We start from the raw sequence: 18,533 nt of genomic DNA on the forward strand, positions 1-18,533 counted from the left end.
CGCGGCAGAAGTGGGTGGGGGAGTTTGCGCAAGAAGCTGCAAGAACTTCCAGGGAGATTACTGAGCCATGACCGGCCTGTAAAGACTTCATGACGCCGCCGGATAGCGCATTCATCGGGCGAAGTCCGGACACCGTACGCAAGAAATTTCCGCAACACGTCAACCCCCCCGCCTGACGGGTGACCTTCCCTGCGCGCCGCCCGGGCGTGTCTGAGGGACCGTCAGGGACCGGCCGATACTGCGGCCATGAGACCCTCTCGGCCGAACACCCTGCTGCGCCTCTGCGCCGTCGTCGCCCTCCTCACCGTCGGCGCCCCGGTCGGCACCGCCACCGGCGCGCCGGGCGACGACGCCCACGCCCACCGCCGACACTGCGTCAGCTCCCCGGTCCCCGGGAGCGGTCCGGCCGCCGAGATCCGCCGGATCGCCGAGCAGGCCAAGGAGGAGTTCGACCTCAAGTCCGTGATCCTGCGGGTCACCCGCGACGGCCAGGAGATCACCACCGCCGCCCTCGGCGAGTCGATGACCGCCGTCCCGGCCGAGCCCGACATGCACTTCCGCAACGGCAACATCGCGATCGCCTACATGGGCACCGCACTGCTGCGGCTGGCCGACGAGGGGGTGGTCGACCTCGACGACACCGTCGGCCGCTGGCTGCCCGACCTCCCGCACGGCTGGGGCGACCGGTTCACCCTGCGGATGCTCGGCAACTCCACCACCGGGCTGATCGACTACGTCAAGGACCCGAACTTCGGACCGTCCGTCTACGCGAACCCGTTCCGCCAGTGGACGGCCGACGAGCTGCTCGACATCTCGCTGCGCCAGGACCTGCTGTACGACCCGGGCACCAACTGGAGCTACTCGCACGCCAACTTCGTCCTGCTCGGCGCCGCCCTGGAGAAGATCACCCACACTCCGCTGGAGGTGCTGCTCCAGCAGAAGGTGCTGGGCCCGCTCGGCCTGACCGAGACCAGCAACAGCTTCACCCCGGACATCCCCACCCCCGTCCTGCACGCGTTCACCGCCGAACGCGGCACGTACGAGGAGTCCACCTTCTGGAACCCGTCCTGGACCACCGCCCCCGGCGCCGTCCAGACCACCGACATCTGCGACCTGGCCCGGTCCGCCTCCGGGATCGGCTCCGGCGAACTACTCTCCCCCGCCGGCTACCGGCAACTGCTCGACCCGGGCACGGTCGGCCTCGGCCACGCCACCGACCGCTGCCCGGCGGACATCTGCCTGCACAACAGCGAGGCCACCCACTACGGCATGGGCGTCGTCGTCCTCGGCGACTGGATCGCCCAACACCCGCTGTTCTTCGGCTACTCCGCCGCCCAGGCCTACCTCCCCTGCGACCACCTGGCCATCGCGGTCTCCACCACCAACGGCCCGAACGCCCCCGCCACCCACAACGCCCACGTGATCACCCAGCGGATCGCCGCCGCCCTCGAACCCGACCACCCCATCCCCGACTTCGGCTGACCCACAGGCCGCTCTCCACTCCCCACTCCCCGCCCCCGGCCGGCCGACCCACCCGCTACGCTCCGCCCGAGGCAGCCGCACACCCGGGGGGACACGTGATCGACTACGACCAGGAGGCCCGCGCCTACGACGCCACCCGCGGCGGCGAGCCACGCGCCGAAGCCGCCGCGGAGGCTCTCGAACGACTCCTCCCACCACGGGAGTTGACGCGGCGTCACTCCAGCGGGTCGCGCACCACGTCCGGCAGGTGCAGGACGGCCTGCAATGCGATGTACAACTCCGCGGAGTCCAGCCGGCGTTCGAACGAGCGGCCGGAGAGCTGCTCGATCCGGCGCAGCCGGTAGCGGATCGTGTTCGGGTGGCAGAACAGCAGCTTGGCGGCCTTGTCGGCGGAGCCGTCCACCGTGAAGAAGGTCGACATGGTGGTGAGCAGCTGGTCCCGCTGGTTGGCGGGCAGGTCCAGCAGCGGGCCGAGCACCTGGTTGCCGATCCGGGACGCGGTGGACGGCGCGCTCGCCACCAGCATCGGCAGCGGATTGGCGTCGAACAGGGTCACCGTCTCCTCCGGCCGGGCCGAACTCGCGAGCGCCACCTGGGCCAGGTGCAGCGCCTGCGGCGTCTGGTCCAGCCGGGTGTAGCAGGGGCTGACCCCGGCCCGGCGGACGGTCTGCCGGCGCAGCGTGTCCACCAGCAGGTCGATCGCCCCGGCGGCCCGCATCGAGACGATGCCGATGTGCGCGTCCGGGGTCAGCCGCCAGGCCGAGCCCATGTCCTGCTCCCGCAGCGTGGGTTCGATGTCCGGCAGCGCCTGCCGGGCGAGACCCGGCGCGTGGGCGACCACCACCGCGAAGGTGCCGTCGTACGGGAGGGTGAGCATGTCGGCGGCCTCCAGCACCGAGCCGGGGTTGCCCATGCCGCCGCGCAGCACCACGTCCACCAGGGCGGAGCGCTCCTGGTCGCGGCGGACCATCAGCTGCGCCGCGGTCGCGGTGAAGGAGTTCATCATGGCGGTGGTCGACTCCTCGTTGAACCGCCAGACGTCGGTGGCCATCTGCACCAACTCCGCGTCGGAGGCCAGCCCGTGGCGCAGCGCCTCGGCGGCCATGGTCTCCCACAGGTGGGCGAAGCCGACCCGGAACGCCGACTGCACGGTCGCCAGCGGCACGCCCTGCTCGGCGCGCAGCCGGCCGGTGCGGCGCGGCGCGTCCAGGCACGGCGCGTCCTCGCGGGCCAGCCGGCGCAGCGTGAACTCGATGTTGCTGCGCACCGACTCGGCGAGGTCCCCGGCGGGCAGCGGCCCGGCGGAGCGGTACACGCTCATGCTCTCGCGGATCCGCCGGACCGTTTCCTCGGTCAGCGACGCGAGGCGCGCCAGCAGGTGCGCGGCCAGCCGCCCGGCCGAGTCAGACCGCGGTGCCTCGTCCACTGGCCGGTCGGGGTGCGGTGCGGTCCGTGGGGTGCCCATGCGGCGAGCCTAGGCAGCACGTACCGGGTGGACGTGACCGCGCCGACCTGCCCGCCCGTCGGCTCCGCGCCGTGATCGCGCCCGCGCCCGCCTGCGCCGTACGGACGTTCCACGAGTGAGCGGTGCCGGTCCGGTTGACGCCGTGTCCGGCGGTCGGGGGACGCGTTTGTCCGGCCCGACAGGCCGGGGCGGTGCCCGGCTGTCCGTGGCGACAGCGTTGGTGGCATCGGTGGTCAACGGCGCCGCCGCGCACTCCGGGCGGCCCTACCCTCCTGCGCAGAGCCGCCCGGAACCGCCGCGGCGGACCGAGTGGAGAGACACCGCGATGGAGAGCCCCGCCGAGCTGCGCCTCGACCTGGTGATGGAACTGCTGCTGTCCCCCGAGGAGTTCTTCCCCCTCCCGGCCCGGCTGGTCTACTCCGCCGACGACCCCTACGCCCTGCACGTCTCCTTCCACGTCGACTCGGCCCAGCCGGTCGGCTGGTTCTTCGCCCGCGACCTCCTGGTCCAGGGCCTGCTCCGGCCGACCGGCTTCGGCGACGTCCGGATCTGGCCCACCACCTCGGCCGGCCGCCGTGTGGTCACCCTGATGCTCTGCTCCCCCGGCGGCGACGCCTTCCTCCAGGCCCCCGCCGCCGCCCTCGCACCGTGGCTGCACCGGACCCTGCGCCTGGTCCCGCCCGGCAGCGAGACCGTACGCGACCGGGTCGACCGCGCCCTGGACACCCTCTTCGCCGGTGACGGACCGTCAGGCCGCTGACCGGCGGCTCCCGTTGCGCTCCGGGAACCGCCGGTAGGCTCGTCCGCTGCCGTTAGCGCGTCCGCAGGACGATCGGGTTGGTGAGCGCGGCCATCGGGCCCCACGGCAGGTCTGGGCCCATCGCGTTGCCCTTGCCCGGCGCGCCGTCCGCCTTCGGGTGGCGCACCTCGGCCCGGACGTACGCGGCGAGCGAGGCGGTGGTGCGCCACACCACCGTCCCGGTGCCGTCGGCGGGCAGCGACTCCTGGTGCATCTGGCCCTCGTCGGTGATCAGCCGCACCGTGCCGCCCGGCACCCCGGAGACCGTCAGCCGCACGTCCACCGGCGCATCCGCCGGGACGCTCAGCTCCTCGCCGATCCCGACCTGCCGCCCGTGCCCGGTCGCGGTCAACTCCAGTTGCACGGAGGACGATTCGGCCAGCCAGCTGCGCCCGGCGCGCAGGCCGGCGAGCACCGCGTCCCGGGTCAGGTCCTCCGCGTACACGACGTTGTGCGGCGAGCCGATCACCTGCGGCACGCTGTGCGCGTCGCTGTTGCCCATTGCCGGCAGCCACCTGCGGTTCTCGCGCAGCGCGACCGCCAGCCGCCCGTCCCAGGTGTCGACGGTCGACTCGTCGTCGTACGTCCAGGGGCCGTTCCACACCTCGACGGCGTCGGCGTCGTCGTAGCCGAACTTCCACTGGCAGGCCACGTACGGGCAGTACGGGTGCGCGGGCACCACCAGGCCGCCGGCGCGGTGCACCTGGCGGGCGAAGCGCGGGAACTGGTCGTCCCGCGAGCGGTAGCGCCAGTCGACGAACTGCCCGGGCTCCAGGCCGAGCGCCAGCCAGTGTCCGTTGCGGGTGGTGATCTCCTCACCGGTGACGATCAGCAGGTCGGGTCCGGCCAGCGGGCCCCACACCCCGTGCGAGGAGCTGGTGTTGTGGTCCGTCGACACGATGAAGTCCAGCCCGGCGGCCCGGGCGCCCGCGGCCACCTCCTCCGGCAGGCGGCGGCCGTCGGAGTGCACGGTGTGCAGGTGGCAGTCGCCGCGGTACCAGGCCCGGCCGCGGCCCTTGGCCCGCTCCGCCGGGTAGCTCGGCGTGAATGCCGGGCCCGGCGCGCCGAACCGGAGGGTGACCTGCACGCTGTAGTCCAGGCCCTGCGGCGCGACCTGGTAGGGGCCGAGCACCACGTGCCACGTCCCGGCGTTGACCGGCCCGGGCAGGTACCCGGGCGTCGCCTGGTCCCGCGCGATGCTGAACGCCGTCCGGAACCCGCCCGACCAGCCGCGGAACCCCTCCCCGCCGAGTTCCGTCCCCCGTTCGTCGAAGATCCCGATGTCGCACGAGTTCCCCGGCGTACCCGCCGGCACCGCCGGCTTGTCGTAGCTGTACGAGACGGCGATCTCCCGCACGCCCTTCGGCACCTCCACCGGCAAGTACACGAAGTCCGCTGCGCCCGTGGGCAGATGACCGGTCAACGTGACCACCCGATCCGCCGGCACCCCCTCCGCCACCGCCTCTCCCCCACCGAGCCCCACCGCGGCGACCGCCCCGGTGGCGATCCCGCTCCGCAACACGACCCGACGGCTGGGCTGCTGATCACTGGTCACAATGGTCTCCCGATCGACAGGTCCACAAGAACACGTCCGCCCGGCCCCCTACCCCGCGCGATGAACCCCGGGTGCCCACGACCCCACCACCGTGCGCCGGATCGGTGAAGGCCCCGACGCCCCGCTGCGCTTGCACGCCACGGCCGGTCAGTCCTGGTGCAGGACCAGGTGCTGGCTCACGTAGCAGTTGATCAGCGTGGTGGCCCGGCGCTGCGGCGGGCCGAGCAGCTCGATCCGGGCCACCCGGGCCAGCAGCGCTTCGAAGACCAGCCGGATCTCCGTCCGGGCCAGGGGGGCGCCCAGGCAGAAGTGCTTGCCGCTGGTGAACGAGTAGTGCAGGTTGGGGCTGCGGTCGATCCGGAAGTCCTGGGGACGGTCGAACACCTCCTCGTCCCGGTTGGCCGAGGTGATCCACAGGCAGATCAGCTCGCCAGGCTCCAGCGCGGTGCCGCCGACCACCCGGGGCTCCAGCACGGTGCGCACGAAGTGCTGGGTCGGGGTCACCCAGCGCAGTACCTCCTCCACCGCGCTGTCCAGCAACTCCGGCCGCCGGCGCAGCAGGTCCCACTGGTCGGGGTGCTCGGCGAAGGCCACCAGGCCGCCGGTGACCGCGTTCTTGGTGGTCTCGTTGCCGGCCACCGCCAGGTTGAGGCAGTTCACCAGCACCTCCTCGCGGCTCAGCCGGTCCCCGTCCACCTCGGCGTCGAGCAGGCGGCGGATCAGTCCGTCCGGGGCCAGCTCGGCGTGGTCCAGCAGGCCGGCCAGGTGCATCAGCAGCTGGCCGTTGGCGGTGGCGGTGGCGGCGCGGCGGGCTGCCAGGTCGCCGGCCCGCGGGTCGTCGGCGGACAGCGAGCCGGTGATCGCCCGGCCGGCCCGGTCGGCGAGCTTGGCCCACTCCCGCTCCGGAAGCCCGAGCAGCAGCCCGGTGGCCGCGGCCGGCACCACCGCGCTGACGGTGGAGACGATCTCGCACTCGCCGTCCCGGACCGCCTGCCCGACCCGCTGGGCGACCAGCTCGCGCAGCTGCTCGGTCATCGCCCGGGCGATGGACTTGTTCAGGCCGCCGCTGAGCAGCCGACGCAGCCGGGTGTGCGCGGGCGGGTCGGAGATCTCGACCATCAGACCCGCCGCCGGGTCGCGTTCGCCCAGCGCCGAGTCCAGGGTCATCCCGGACTCGGCGCTGAACCCGGTGGCGTCACGGAAGACCGCGTCCAGGTCGCGGTAGCGGGTGACCGACCAGAAGCCGGGGGCGCCGGTGCGCGGCTGGAAGTGGAGTCCGTCGCGGCGGCGCAGTTCGGCCAGCGCGGCGTACGGCGCGGCCGGGTGGAAGGCGCGCGGGTCGGACAGGTCGGGAACGGCGGTCAGGAGCTCAGCCATCGAGGCCTCCGGCGGTGAGCGCGGGCTCGGTGAGGAAGCCGCTGGCGTGGAAGTAACGGATGTACCCGTCCAGCAACCGGGCGTCGGCCGGCGGGCAGTCGATGCCGCTGCCGGCCAGCCCGGCGAGCGCGTTGGAGCGGTCCAGCTCGGGGCTGATGCTCGCCCGGAACAGGTCCATCGCGGTGAACCCGCCCGGCCCGGTGCGGGTGAAGGAGGGCAGGATCGGGGCGAACGGGTGGCCCGGACGGTCCGTCAGGTGCGCGGCGACGGCCGCGGTCCACTCCTCGAACGGCACCGTGGCGATCCGGTGGCCGTGCGCGCGGAGCCGCTCCACCACCTCGCCCAGCAGCGCCTCCCGCGAGTTGCCCAGGTGGTAGCTCTGACCGGTGGCGGGCACCTGCCGGGCCAGCCTGACGATGGCGGCGGCGACGAAGTCGACCGGTACCAGGTTGAGGGCGAAGTCCAGATCGGGCGCCAGCTCCAGTTCGGCGATCACCCGGAACAGCTCGCAGACCGCGGCCCCGCTGTTCCACACGTGGTGCACGGTGTCGCCGGATATCTCGTGCGGGCGGTGCACCGCGACGGGCAGCCCGGCCCGTCCGGCGGCCCGCACCACCTCCTCGGCCACCCACTTGCTCTCCGGGTAGCCCATGCCGAGCAGTTCCACGTGATCCAGCGGGGTCCGCTCGGTCACCCGCCTCAGCCCGGCCGCGCCCATGCCGTGCACCACGGCCAGGGTGGAGACGTAGTGGACCGGCACCGACCGGCCGGCCGCCAGTCGCAGCACCTCCTGGGTGCCGTGCACGTTGGCGGCCCGCAGCTTCTCGTACGGGTAGAGGAAGTTGACCTCCGCGCCGCAGTGGTGGACCACGTCCACGGTGGCCGCCAGCTCGCCCCAGTCCCGGTCGGCCAGGCCCAGCCGGGGGCGGGCCAGGTCGCCGAGCACCGGGTGCACCCGGTCGGCGGGCAGCGCGGCCAGGCTGCCGTAGCGCTGCTGGGCGCCGGCCAGCCGCTCCCGGGCGTGCTCGACGTCGCGGGCCCGGACCAGGGTGTGCACCCGGGCGTCGGTGCGGGCCAGCAGTTCGCGCAGCAGCCAGGCGCCCAGGTAGCCGGTGGCGCCGGTGAGCAGCACGTGCCGCGGGTCGCGCCAGTTCGGCCGCGGCTGCGCGGTGCCGGCCGCCGGGACCTCCCAGGAGGTGTCCGGACGCCAGCGGTCGGCCGGGCCGGTGCCGGGACCGGCGGCCCGGGCCTGTTCGACGGCGGTGGTGAAGGCCGACCGGGTGGGCTGCTCGAGCAGGTGGGTGATCAGCTCGAAGTTGGCCTCGTCGTCCAGCTCCAGGCGCTGCTGCACCCGGGCCACCAGTTGCACGGCGAGCAGCGAGTTGCCGCCGGCCTCGAAGAAGTCCTCCTCCTGCCCGGCCGGCAGCAGCTCGGCCCAGGCCGCGCCGACCTCGGCGGCCGGGGAGCCGTCGGTCGGCGCGTCGCCGTCCGCCGGACCACCCGCCGGGCCGGCCGGCGACGGCTGCGGCAGCGCGGCCCGGTCCAGCTTCCCGGCGGTGGTCAGCGGCAGCCGGTCCAGCACCGTGACGGTGGCCGGGACCATGAAGGCCGGCAGCCGCTCGCGCAGGTGGGCCAGCAGCTCCTGGCCGGTGGGGACCCGCCCCGGCCGTCCGCCGGTGGCGGCGTAGGCGGTCAGGTAGCGGCTCACCCCGTCCTCGCGCGGCAGCACCGCGGCGTCGGTCACGCCCGGGTGGGCGACCAGCGCGAGCCGGATCTCGCCGGGCTCGATGCGGAACCCGCGCACCTTCACCTGGTCGTCCCGCCGACCGCGGAACTCCAGCCGCCCGTGGGCGTCCCGGGTGACGACGTCGCCGGTGCGGTAGACGCGTTCGGGGGCGCCGCCGGGGCCGAGCGGCAGTGTGGTGAAGCGTTCGGCGCTCTCCCGGGGCGCGTTGAGGTAGCCCTCGGCCAGTCCGCCGCCGGCGACGCAGAGTTCGCCCTCCTCGCCCGGCGGCACCGGCCGGTCGTCCGGGCCGAGCACGTGGCAGCGGGTGTCGGCGATCGGGTGTCCGATCGGCACCGAGGTGGCGTCCTCGGGCAGCTCGGTGAGCTCCTGGCAGGTCGCCATGCAGGTCACCTCGGTCGGCCCGTAGGCGTTCAACAGGTGCTGCGGCCGGCCGAGTTCGAGTACCCGGCGGACCGCGTCGGGTTGCAGCGCCTCGCCGCCGGTGGCCACCACCCGCAGCCCGGCGAACACCTGCGGCCGTTCCTGCGCCAGTTGGTGGAACACCCCGGTGGTCAGGAAGGCCGCGGTGATCCGGTGCCGGGCCAGGAACCCCTGCAGGGCGGGCGGCGAGAGCAGGACGGCGGAGTCCACGGGGACCAGGCAGGCGCCGTTCAGCAGCGCTCCCCAGATCTCCAGGATCGAGAAGTCGAAGGAGAGCGACCCCGCGTGCAGCACCCGGTCCTCGGGCCGGAAGGCGAGGAATCCGTTGTCGACGGTCAGCCGGGCCACCCCGCGCTGCGGCAGCGCCAGGCCCTTGGGTCGCCCGGTGGTGCCGGAGGTGAACATCACGTAGGCGGGGCGGTCCGGATCCGGTGTCGGCAGCGGCGCATCGCCCGCCGCCAGACCGGCCGCCAGCACCTCGGACAGCTCCAGCACCCGGACCCGCTCGCCCAGTTCGGCCGGCACCGGACCGCCGCCGGGCAGCGCCACCACGGCCGCGGCCGCACTGTCGGCCACCATCAGGGCCAGCCGCTCGGCGGGCAGCCGGGCGTCCAACGGCAGGTAGGCAACCCCGGCGTGGACGCTGCCGAGCATCGCCGCACAGGCGTCGGTGCCTCGCCTGCCGACCAGGCCGACCACCGCCCCCGGGGCGATTCCCAGCCTGCCCAGTCCGCGGGCGAACTGCTCGGCCAGGGCACCGAGTTCCGCATAACTGGTGGTCCCGTCGGGACCCGACACGGCCGGTCGGTCGGGTGCGCGGCGCAGCTGTGCCGCGAAGAGTTCGACCAGTGCCTGCCGGTGCGGATGTCGCCCGGCCGGCAATCTCCTCAGTTCGCCGTCCACGGTCATGGTGGCCCCCCACCTCTCGTCGGTCCCGGGCTGGATCGCGGCGGAAGGTGCAGGCCGCGCCATCGCAGGACGAGCACAACTAGCGTGACAGGACTGCCAACTGAGAGTCTCTGGACTCCGGCAGCCAACTGTCGGCACGCTAGCAGGTCGGGCCCGCCGCCACACCGCAGAAAGTGCCGTGTTCCCCCGGCGCCCTCCACCAACTCCACTGACACAGACGGTAACTGACGGATAATCTGAATCCGCGCGTCGGCTCCGTGGGCCCCTGCCGCTGCCCGGCCGGAACTGGGGTCGGGTGACGCTGTTCCGACGTAGGACTTCCGCTGTTCTTCCGGTGGCTGCCTGTGCGTTCGCCTGGACAACTTGGCTAGACAACATTGGTCGGGTCGGGGAAGGGCGCGGAGATGATCAGGCGGACGGTGTCGGCCGCGGCGGGCGTGCTGGTGCTGCTGGCGGTGGCCGGGTGCGGCGGGGCCGCTGCCGGGGCGGATGGGGACGGGTACACGGTGATGACGTGGAGTCCGTCGGGGACCGGGGGGACGGACCGGCCTGGGGTGACGGCGCTCGCGGCGGCGATCGCGCGGGAGACCAACGCCAAGGACACCCTCGCCGGGCACAAGCTCAAGGTCCTCACCTGCAACGACCACAACTCGGCGGACGGGGCGACGGCTTGCGCCCGGCAGGCGGTGGACGCGCACGTGGTCGCGGTGATCGGCTCGTACAGCCAGCACGCGGACGCGTTCATGCCGGTGCTGGAGAGCGCGGGGATCCCGTACCTGGGCGGGTACGGGCTGTCGGGGCCGGAGTTCAGCAGCCCGCTGTCGTACCCGGTGGCGGGCGGGACCCCGGCGCTGGTGGCCGGCAGCGGACGGCAGCTGGTGGAGGCCGGGTGCAAGTCGGTGGCGCTGATCCGCCCCGACACCCCCGCCGGGGACACCATGGCGCGCTACCTCTCGGCCGCGCTGAAGCCCGCCGGCATCACCGCCGTCGACGTCAAGGCACCCGAGAACAAGGCGGACTTCGCGGCGCTCTCCAAGCGTGCGCTCGGCGACGACGCCACCGGGAACTGCGTGATCGCCGCGCTCGGCCCCGACCAGACCAAGCCGCTGCTCACCGCCTACCGGGCGCTGAACCCCAAGCGCACCCGGCTGGCCTCGATCGCCGGCTCCGTGGAGCAGTCGGTGGTCGACGCGACGGGCGGCGCGAGCGGTCCGCTGGCCGACGCGTACGTCACCGGCTGGTACCCGCCGGAGTCCGCCGCGGCCTGGGACGACCTGCGCACCACCGTGAAGGACCAGGCGGCGTCCGATGCCGGCATCCAGCCGTCCGACCTCGCCGTGCAGACCACCTGGGTGGCCTACCAGGTGTTCTTCCAGGCCGAGTTGAGGCTGCGCTCGGCCGGGAAGCCAGTCACCGCGAAGACCCTGCGCGACCAGCTGGACGGCGAGGACACCATGGACGTCGGCGGCGTCACGCCCCCGCTCACCTGGGGCCTCACCGACATGCTGCCGAGCGCCGAGTCCCCGCGCCTGGTCAACACCTGGGTCACCTTCCAGCAGGTGAAGGGCGGTCGCCTGGCCGAGCAGCAGCGCGGCTTCGTCGACGTCCGCTGGGCACTGACGGGCCGTAAGCCGCCGCAGTAGCACCCCCGTTGGCCGACCGGACTGAGAACTCCCGGGCATGCCGGTGTGCCGCGGTCCGTCCCCATACCGGGCCGCGGCACGTTCCGTGCGGGTGGGTCAGATCTGTTGCCAGAGGGCGGGGACGATGGGCGGCTCCCAGCCGGTCTGGGCGGTGTGGCCCTGGATGCAGCGGTAGGTGACGCCGTTGTAGGTGACGAGGTCGCCGGCCTTGTAGGTGACGCCGGCGGCCCAGGTGGTGGTGCCGCCGCCTCCGCCGTTGACCACCAGGGTGTAGCCGGTGGTGTGGGTGGCGCTGCTTCCGGCGCCGGTGACGGTGATGGTGTAGGTGCCGGCCGGGGTGGTGCTGCCGGTGGCGATGGTCAGGGTGGCGGTGGCGCCGCTGGTGACGGTGGACGGGGAGACCGTGACGGTGGCGCCGGTGGGGGCGCCGGTCGTGGTGAGGGTGACGGACTGGGCGCTGCCGCTGGTGGTGGCGGTGCCGACCGTCGCGGTGGTGGTGGAGCCGGCCTGGACGGTGCCGGTGGCGGGGTTCAGCACGAGGCTGAAGTCGTTGCCGGGCGTGGTCGTGGTGACCGAGGTGGTCCAGATCGCGCTGGCCACGCCGTCCGCGCTGCGGTTCAGGGCGGTGGCGTTGATGTTGGCGCTGGTGTCGCAGGACTGGTGGTAGCAGGAGTCGTAGGCGCGGTTCGCGGTGCCGCCCCACTTGGTCGCCTGCGCGGACGTCTTGGTGGCGTCGGCGCCCGCGGCGTAGCCGGAGGTGGGGATGCCGGCCTGCTGGAAGGAGTAGTCGTCGGAGCGGCCCTGGCCCTCGACGTTCTCCTCGGGTTGCAGGTTGAGCGAGTCCCAGTACGCCTTCAGCGGCGCGGCGGCGGTGGAGGTGAGGTTGTTGATGAAGTAGCCGGCGTTCGGCGAGCCGACCATGTCGAAGTTGTAGTAGCCCTTGATCGCGCTGCGCTGGGCGGAGCCGAGCTGGCCGACGTAGAACTGCGAGCCCTGCAGGCCCTGTTCCTCGCCGGTCCACCAGGCGAAGCGGACGTGCCGGCTCATGGTCGGGTTCTGCTGGGCGAGCACCAGGGCGTTCTCCAGCAGGGTGGCCGAGCCGGAGCCGTTGTCGTTGATGCCCGGTCCGGCGGCGACGCTGTCGAGGTGCGCGCCGAACATGGTGACCTGGTCGGACGGTCCGCCGGGCCAGTCGGCGATCAGGTTGCTGGAGGCGTAGGTGCAGCTGGTGCAGGTCTGCTCGGTCACGGTGTAGCCGGCCGCCTGGAGCTTGCCCTTCACGTACGCCACCGACTGGGTGTACCCGGCGCTGCCGGCCCGGCGGGTGCCGCCGTTCTGGCTGGCGACGGTGTTGAGCTGGGTCAGGTGGGCCTGGACCTTGGCGACGTCGATGTCGGGCGCCGGGCCGCCGGGGTTGCCGCCGCCGCTCACGGTGAGCTGGTACTGGGCGGTGTGGGTGGCCGATCCGGTGCCGGTGACGGTCAGCGTGTAGGTGCCGGCGGGGGTGGCCGCGCCGACGGCGACGGTCAGGCTGGCGGAGCCGCCGGCCTGCACGCTCGACGGGCTGACCTGCGCGGTGGTGCCGGTCGGGGCGCCGCTGACGGTCAGTGAGATGGCCTGCGCGGTGCCGGAGGTGACGGCGGTGCCGACCGTCGCGGTGGTGGAGGCGCCCGGCTGGACGGTGCCGGCGGACGGGCTCAGCGCCAGCGAGTAGTCGTTGCTGCCGGACGGGGTGCAGGTCGGGTCGCCGCTCTGGGCGGGGACGCTGACGGCGTCCCAGGCGGCCTTGGCCCGGGTGAAGAAGGTGCAGCTCGGGTCGAGGTTCTTGGCCGCGGTCAGGGTGGCGGTGCGGTACTTCTTGTACGTCATGCCGCTGGTCTTGAGCAGCATGCCGCCGTAGAAGACCCGGCCGGCGTCGCGGATGCCGAGGCCGGTGACGCTGCTGCTGTTGCAGGTCGGGCTGGTGGGCTTGCCGCCGCCCGGGTTGGAGCCCTCGGCGAGCAGGTAGAACCAGTGGTTGAGCGGGCCGGCCGCCGCGTGCTCCTCGGTGTTGGGAATGGAGGAGGAGTAGCAGTTCGGGTTGCCGCTGATCTGCGAGGGGTTGTACATGATCCGGATCGGGCCCGACCCGACCAGGTTGATCATCTCGCCGACGGTGTAGTCCGGACTGTCGTACGGCGCGGGCTCGTTGGCGTACGCCTCGGTGAGCGCGCCCATGATGTCCCCGGTGCCCTCGCCCAGGCCCGCCTCGTTGTTGGCGCCGCCCGGGGTGTACTGGTCGATGCCGTGGCCGAACTCGTGGCCGACCACGTCGATCGAGGCGATCCACTCGTTGGCGTTGTTGTGGCCGATCGAGACCGACGAGCCGTCCCAGTACGCGTTGACATCGCTCAGGCCGACCTTGACCGGCCAGCTGCCGCCGTTGCCGTTTTGGCCGTTGCGGCCCAGCCAGTCGCGGAGCATGTCCCACTCCTTCTGCGCCGCGAACATCACGTCGGCGCAGCCGGTCTCCTTGGCGGTGGGGTTGCCGGTGCCCCAGGAGTCGGTGGACTTGCTGAACACCTGGCCGGTCGAGTAGTCGGCGCAGCTCAGACCGGGGCGGTTCGGGTCCCGCAGGGAGTACGAACTCCCGGACCCGGTGGTGGAGATGGTGACCGGGGCCGGCCCGTTCCACCTGCTGTTGGCGGTGCCGGCCCGGACGTCGTCGTAGCTGTCGGCGACCTCGCCGGTGGTGGCGTCGACGAAGACGTGCAGGTGGCTGGGGGCACGGTCGGTCCGGCCGGTCAGGACGGACTCCCAACTCAGCTTGGCCGCACCGTCCTTGACCCGGACCACCAGGCGGGCCGGGTCGGCGCCGTCCACGGTGGCCAGCCTGCTGCGGGCGGTGCGTTCGGCCGCCGCCGCGGTCACGGTGGGCGTGGTGGGGACGCCGACCGGACCGGACGCGGCGGACTGCACGGCGCGGACCTTGCCCTGGCCGTCGGCGAGCACCACGGCGTCGCCGCCGACCACCGGCAGGCCGCGGTAACTGCGCTCGTAGGACACCGAGTAGAGGCCGCCGAGCCACGGGGTGACGGTGCGTCGCTCGTAGCTCTCGTCGGGCCCCTTGGCCAGTGCGTCGAGTCCGGCCGCGGCGGCCAGGTCGGCAGCGGAGACGGCCGCGGCCAGCGGGTTGGGCGGGGTGGGGGTTACGGGGGCGGGCGCGGCGTACGCCTGGGCCGCGGTGCCGCCGAGCAGGCCGGCCAGCACGGCCAGGGTGGTGCCCGCGGTCAGCAGTCTGCGTTTCATCAGAGCTCCTCGGGGGTGTGGGGGTGCCCGGAACCCTCACACCCTCGCCATGGCCTGGTCAACGCTCCGAACGGGTGCCCGGGTCGGCTGACACGTTCCGTCAAGTTCCGCGATCAGGAATGGAGTTGGCAAAGCGCTGCGCCCGCCGTCGGCAAAGAATTGGTACAGACCACACCATGTACGGGTGAGCCCGCGTTCGGTACGGTCTCGATACGGCCGGGCGGGCCGGGCGACCACACGATGGCGGGCAGCGGGAGTTGGCAGGAGTTCGGGGCACTGCTGCGGCACTGGCGGCGGCGGGCCGGCTGGACCCAGGCGCAGCTCGCCACCGCCGTCGGCTACGACCACACTGCGGTCAGCCGACTGGAGCACGGAACCCGCCGGGCCACCCCCCGGCTCTCCCGACGGCTCGACGAACTGCTGGAGACCGGCGGAGAGTTGGAGCGCTCCTGCGGACGCGCCGAGCGCTCGGACGGCGGGCCGGCCGTGCCCGCGCAGCTGCTGCGTCCGCCGCTGGCGCGGTCCCCCGAGCCCGGCCCGGCCGGATTCGCCGCGGCACTGCCCGCCCCGGCGGCGGACGACGGCCCGTCACGGCTGCCCGAGTACGACCTGCTCTGCCCGCTGCACGGCGCGTCCGGCTGCGAACTGCCCACCCCCGCAACGGCGGTGGCCTTGCACGCGGTCTTCTGCGGCGAGCCGCGCGGACCCCTGGACACCGAGACGGTGCACGCCCTGGCGGCGGTGCTGGCGGCCCAACTGCGGGCCGCCGCCCGGCAGAACGCTTCGGCGGAGGTCACGTCGCCCGACGGTCCGTCACCGGGAGCGGTCGTCGAGGGAACGTTGCGGGCGATCGTGGCCCGGCTGGCGCGGGCGCCCGGGCGGCAGCGCCGCGTGCTGGCCCGCCTGGCCGCGGAGTACGCCCACGCGGCGGGCGCGCTGCGCCTGCACGGCGGGCGGGCGGCGACCGCGATGGCCTGCTTCGACCGGGCGCTGGGCTGGGCCGAGTTGGCCGACGACGCCATCACGCAGGTGGCCGCGCTCAGCGACATGGCGGTGCTCGGGCTGCTGGACGGCGACCCGGCCGCGTCCGCCGACTACGCGCGCGAGATGCGCCGCGCCGCCCCGGGCCGGCACTGGTCGGGCACGCTGTCGCAGCTCGGCGAGGCCCGGGCCGACGCCCTCGCGGGCGACGTCCGCGCGACCGTACGGCACGTCGGCCGGGCCCGCATGCACCTCGACCACCTCGACGCGGCCGACACCGGCATCGACTCGGACGTCCCCTGGCTGACCCCGGCCTCGCTCCGGCTGCGCGTCGAGTCCGGCGCGGCGGCGGCCCTGCGCGACGTCGCGGCGCGCTCCGGCGAGACCCGCTTCGCCCGGCTCGCCCTGGCCGCCGCCGAGTCCGCGCTGGACCTGCTGGGAGGCGGTCGACTCCCCTCCACCCGGGCGATGTTGACCGTCCGGATCGCCGACTGCCACCTGTGCGCGGGCGACCCCCGCACCGCGCTGGCCGTGCTCTCCCCGCTGCTGGCGACCGACGGCGGGACCCTCCCCGCACTCGTCCGGCACGAGCTGCGCGGCCTGCGCTCCCGCCTGCCGGCCGGCGCCCGCGGCTGGGGCGACGACCTGGCCGAGACCGCACTCCACCTCGGCGCGGCACCCTGACCCCCGGTGCCCACCAACCGGGCACCGGCCCCGGGGCACGCCCGCCGGCGGCTCGCGCTCACACCCGCCGCGGCCGCACCCGCGAGCCGCCCGGTCGAGTGTCAGTGCGGTTCGCCATGATGATGCACATGATCAACGACGCGCTGCTCTCCCCCGGCGACTACGCCGCTGCCGTTGCCGACGCCGTCCGGGCCGCCGCCACCTACTACGGCGACGGCACGACGCCGCTCGGCGACGACGAGTACGACGCGCTGGTCCGGGCGATCGCCGCGTACGAGGAGGCGCACCCGGACGAGGTGCTGCCCCAGTCGCCGACCGGGAAGGTCGCGGGCGGCGCCGTCACCGGCGACGTGCCGCACAGCGTGCCGATGCTGTCGTTGGACAACGTCTTCTCCGGCGAGGAGCTCGCCGACTGGGCGGACGGCCTGGCCCGGCGGCTCGGCCGGCCGGTCGACGGCTGGTGCGTCGAGCCCAAGCTCGACGGCCTCGCCGTCGCCGCCCGCTACCGGGCCGGGCGGCTCCAGCAACTGCTCACCCGCGGCGACGGCTTGGCCGGCGAGGACATCACCCACGCCGCAGAAGCCGTCCTCGGCCTGCCGAGCGTGCTCACCGAGCCGGTCGACGTCGAACTGCGCGGTGAAGTCCTGCTCACCCACGAGCAGTTCGAGGAGGCCAACCGGATCCGCATCGCCCACGAGGCGCCGCCGTTCGCCCACCCCCGCAGCGGCGCGGCCGGCACCCTGCGCGCCAAGGACCGCCCGTACCGCATCGAGCTGACCTTCTTCGCCTACGGCGCCGTCGGCGCGGACGACGCCCTCGCCCACAGCGAGCTGCTCGACCGCCTCGCGGTGCTCGGCGCGAACACCGCCGCCGGCACCGACGCCCGGCCGCTGCGCTGCGCCACCGTCGAGGAGGTGCAGCAGCGGGTCGAGGAGATCGCGGCGCTGCGCGCGGCGCTCCCGTTCGGGATCGACGGCGTGGTGGTGAAGGCCGACGCCGCCGCCGACCAGCGGGACTCCGGCTCCGGATCGCGGGCGCCGCGCTGGGCGGTGGCCCGCAAGCTCGCCGCCGAGCACAAGGTCACCCGCCTGCTGGCGATCGAGTGGAACGTCGGCCGGACCGGGATCATCGCCCCGCGCGCCGTCCTCGAACCGGTCGTCATCGACGGCGTCACCGTCACCTACGCCACGCTCCACAACCCGGCGGACATCGAACGGCGCGGCCTGATGCTCGGCGACCAGGTCTTCGTCCACCGGGCGGGCGACGTCATCCCGCGCGTCGAAGCGCCGCTGGTCGACCAGCGCACCGGCGCGGAACTCCCCATCGTCTTCCCGGAGTCGTGCCCGCGCTGCGGCGACGCGATCGACACCGGCGAGCAGCGCTGGCGCTGCGCGCGCGGCCGCAACTGCCAGGCCGTCGCCTCGGTGATCTACGCGGCGGGCCGCGACCAGCTCGACATCGAGGGCCTCGGCGGGACCCGCGCCGTGCAGCTCGTCGAGGCCGGACTGGTCCGCGACCTGGCCGACCTCTTCACCCTGACCCGCGATCAACTCCTCACCCTGGAGCGGATGGGCGACACCAGCGCCGACAACCTGCTCGCCGCCATCGAGACCGCCCGCAACCAGCCGCTGGGCCGGGTCTTCTGCGCCCTCGGCGTCCGCGGCACCGGCCGCACCATGTCGCGCCGCATCGCCGCGCACTTCGGCTCGATGGCGGCGATCCGCGCCGCGGACGCCGACACCCTCGCCGAGGTGGACGGCATCGGTGCCGAGAAGGCCCGCGTCGTCGTCGCCGAACTCGCCGAGCTGAGCGACCTGTTGGACCGCCTCGCCGCTCAACGCGTGGGCATCGCCGTCACCGCCCCCGAGGCCCCCGCCGCCGGCCCCGCCGAAGCCGCGGCGGCGACCGGCCCGCTGGCGGGCGAGTCGGTCGTCGTCACCGGCAGCATGACCGGCCCGCTGGCCGCCCTCTCCCGCAACGAGGTGAACGAGCTCATCGAGAGCGCCGGCGGCAAGGCCTCCTCCTCCGTCTCCAAGCGCACCACGCTCCTGGTCGCGGGTGAGAAGGCCGGCTCCAAGCGCGCCAAGGCCGAGGAGCTCGGCATCCGCATCCTCTCCCCCGACGACTTCGCCGCCCTGGTCGGCCTCACGGCGGACGCGGACTGACTGATCGTTTCAGAATGA

The 18,533-nt window shown here is 73.8% G+C and carries 11 protein-coding genes; 5 read left to right on the forward strand and 6 right to left on the reverse strand.

Annotation, left to right across the window (positions count from 1 at the left end; translation table 11 throughout):
• Positions 1-246: 246 nt before the first annotated feature.
• A complete protein-coding gene (locus tag ACWD4U_RS18750; RefSeq protein ID WP_363454771.1) occupies positions 247-1,482 on the forward strand; it encodes a serine hydrolase domain-containing protein in 1,236 nt (411 codons plus the stop codon).
• Positions 1,483-1,696: 214 nt separating this feature from the next.
• Here ACWD4U_RS18750 and ACWD4U_RS18755 read toward each other — a convergent pair whose 3' ends face one another.
• Positions 1,697-2,947 (reverse strand): PucR family transcriptional regulator, encoded by a 1,251-nt coding sequence (locus ACWD4U_RS18755; RefSeq protein ID WP_363454768.1) that lies wholly within the window; start codon positions 2,945-2,947, stop codon positions 1,697-1,699.
• A gap of 325 nt (positions 2,948-3,272) precedes the next feature.
• On the opposite strand from ACWD4U_RS18755, the gene ACWD4U_RS18760 reads away from it, so the two are divergent.
• Positions 3,273-3,707, forward strand: a complete 435-nt coding sequence (locus ACWD4U_RS18760; RefSeq protein WP_363454766.1) for an SsgA family sporulation/cell division regulator — start codon at positions 3,273-3,275, stop codon at positions 3,705-3,707.
• A gap of 52 nt (positions 3,708-3,759) precedes the next feature.
• Here the strand turns inward: ACWD4U_RS18760 and ACWD4U_RS18765 are convergent, their stop codons facing one another.
• The 4 genes from ACWD4U_RS18765 to ACWD4U_RS18780 all read right to left on the reverse strand — a co-directional run bounded on the left by ACWD4U_RS18765 (position 3,760) and on the right by ACWD4U_RS18780 (position 10,259).
• On the reverse strand, positions 3,760-5,301 hold the full coding sequence (locus ACWD4U_RS18765; RefSeq protein ID WP_449787231.1) for a CehA/McbA family metallohydrolase: 1,542 nt from the start codon (positions 5,299-5,301) through the stop codon (positions 3,760-3,762).
• A gap of 147 nt (positions 5,302-5,448) precedes the next feature.
• Positions 5,449-6,678, reverse strand: coding sequence for a cytochrome P450 (locus tag ACWD4U_RS18770; RefSeq protein ID WP_363454763.1), 1,230 nt, complete (start codon positions 6,676-6,678; stop codon positions 5,449-5,451).
• On the reverse strand, positions 6,671-9,754 hold the full coding sequence (locus tag ACWD4U_RS18775) for an amino acid adenylation domain-containing protein (protein ID WP_363454760.1): 3,084 nt from the start codon (positions 9,752-9,754) through the stop codon (positions 6,671-6,673). The genes ACWD4U_RS18770 and ACWD4U_RS18775 overlap by 8 nt, the downstream gene beginning before the upstream one ends.
• Positions 9,755-10,121: 367 nt before the next feature.
• Positions 10,122-10,259, reverse strand: a complete 138-nt coding sequence (locus ACWD4U_RS18780) for a hypothetical protein (protein WP_363454857.1) — start codon at positions 10,257-10,259, stop codon at positions 10,122-10,124.
• On the opposite strand from ACWD4U_RS18780, the gene ACWD4U_RS18785 reads away from it, so the two are divergent.
• Complete coding sequence (locus tag ACWD4U_RS18785; protein WP_449787238.1) at positions 10,210-11,397, forward strand: ABC transporter substrate-binding protein; 1,188 nt, start codon at positions 10,210-10,212, stop codon at positions 11,395-11,397. The genes ACWD4U_RS18780 and ACWD4U_RS18785 overlap by 50 nt on opposite strands.
• Positions 11,398-11,493: 96 nt before the next feature.
• On the opposite strand, the gene ACWD4U_RS18790 is transcribed toward ACWD4U_RS18785, so the two are convergent.
• Entirely contained in the window at positions 11,494-14,685 is a 3,192-nt protein-coding gene (locus ACWD4U_RS18790; RefSeq protein WP_363454757.1) for a M28 family peptidase, read from the reverse strand.
• 240 nt (positions 14,686-14,925) lie between these two features.
• Between ACWD4U_RS18790 and ACWD4U_RS18795 the strand changes: the two genes are divergently transcribed.
• Both ACWD4U_RS18795 and ligA read left to right on the forward strand, forming a co-directional pair.
• On the forward strand, positions 14,926-16,350 hold the full coding sequence (locus ACWD4U_RS18795) for a helix-turn-helix domain-containing protein (RefSeq protein WP_363454755.1): 1,425 nt from the start codon (positions 14,926-14,928) through the stop codon (positions 16,348-16,350).
• 119 nt (positions 16,351-16,469) lie between these two features.
• Entirely contained in the window at positions 16,470-18,515 is a 2,046-nt protein-coding gene (gene ligA / locus ACWD4U_RS18800; protein WP_449787239.1) for an NAD-dependent DNA ligase LigA, read from the forward strand.
• The last annotated feature ends 18 nt before the right edge of the window (positions 18,516-18,533 follow it).

This window comes from Kitasatospora sp. NPDC002522 (assembly GCF_053595195.1).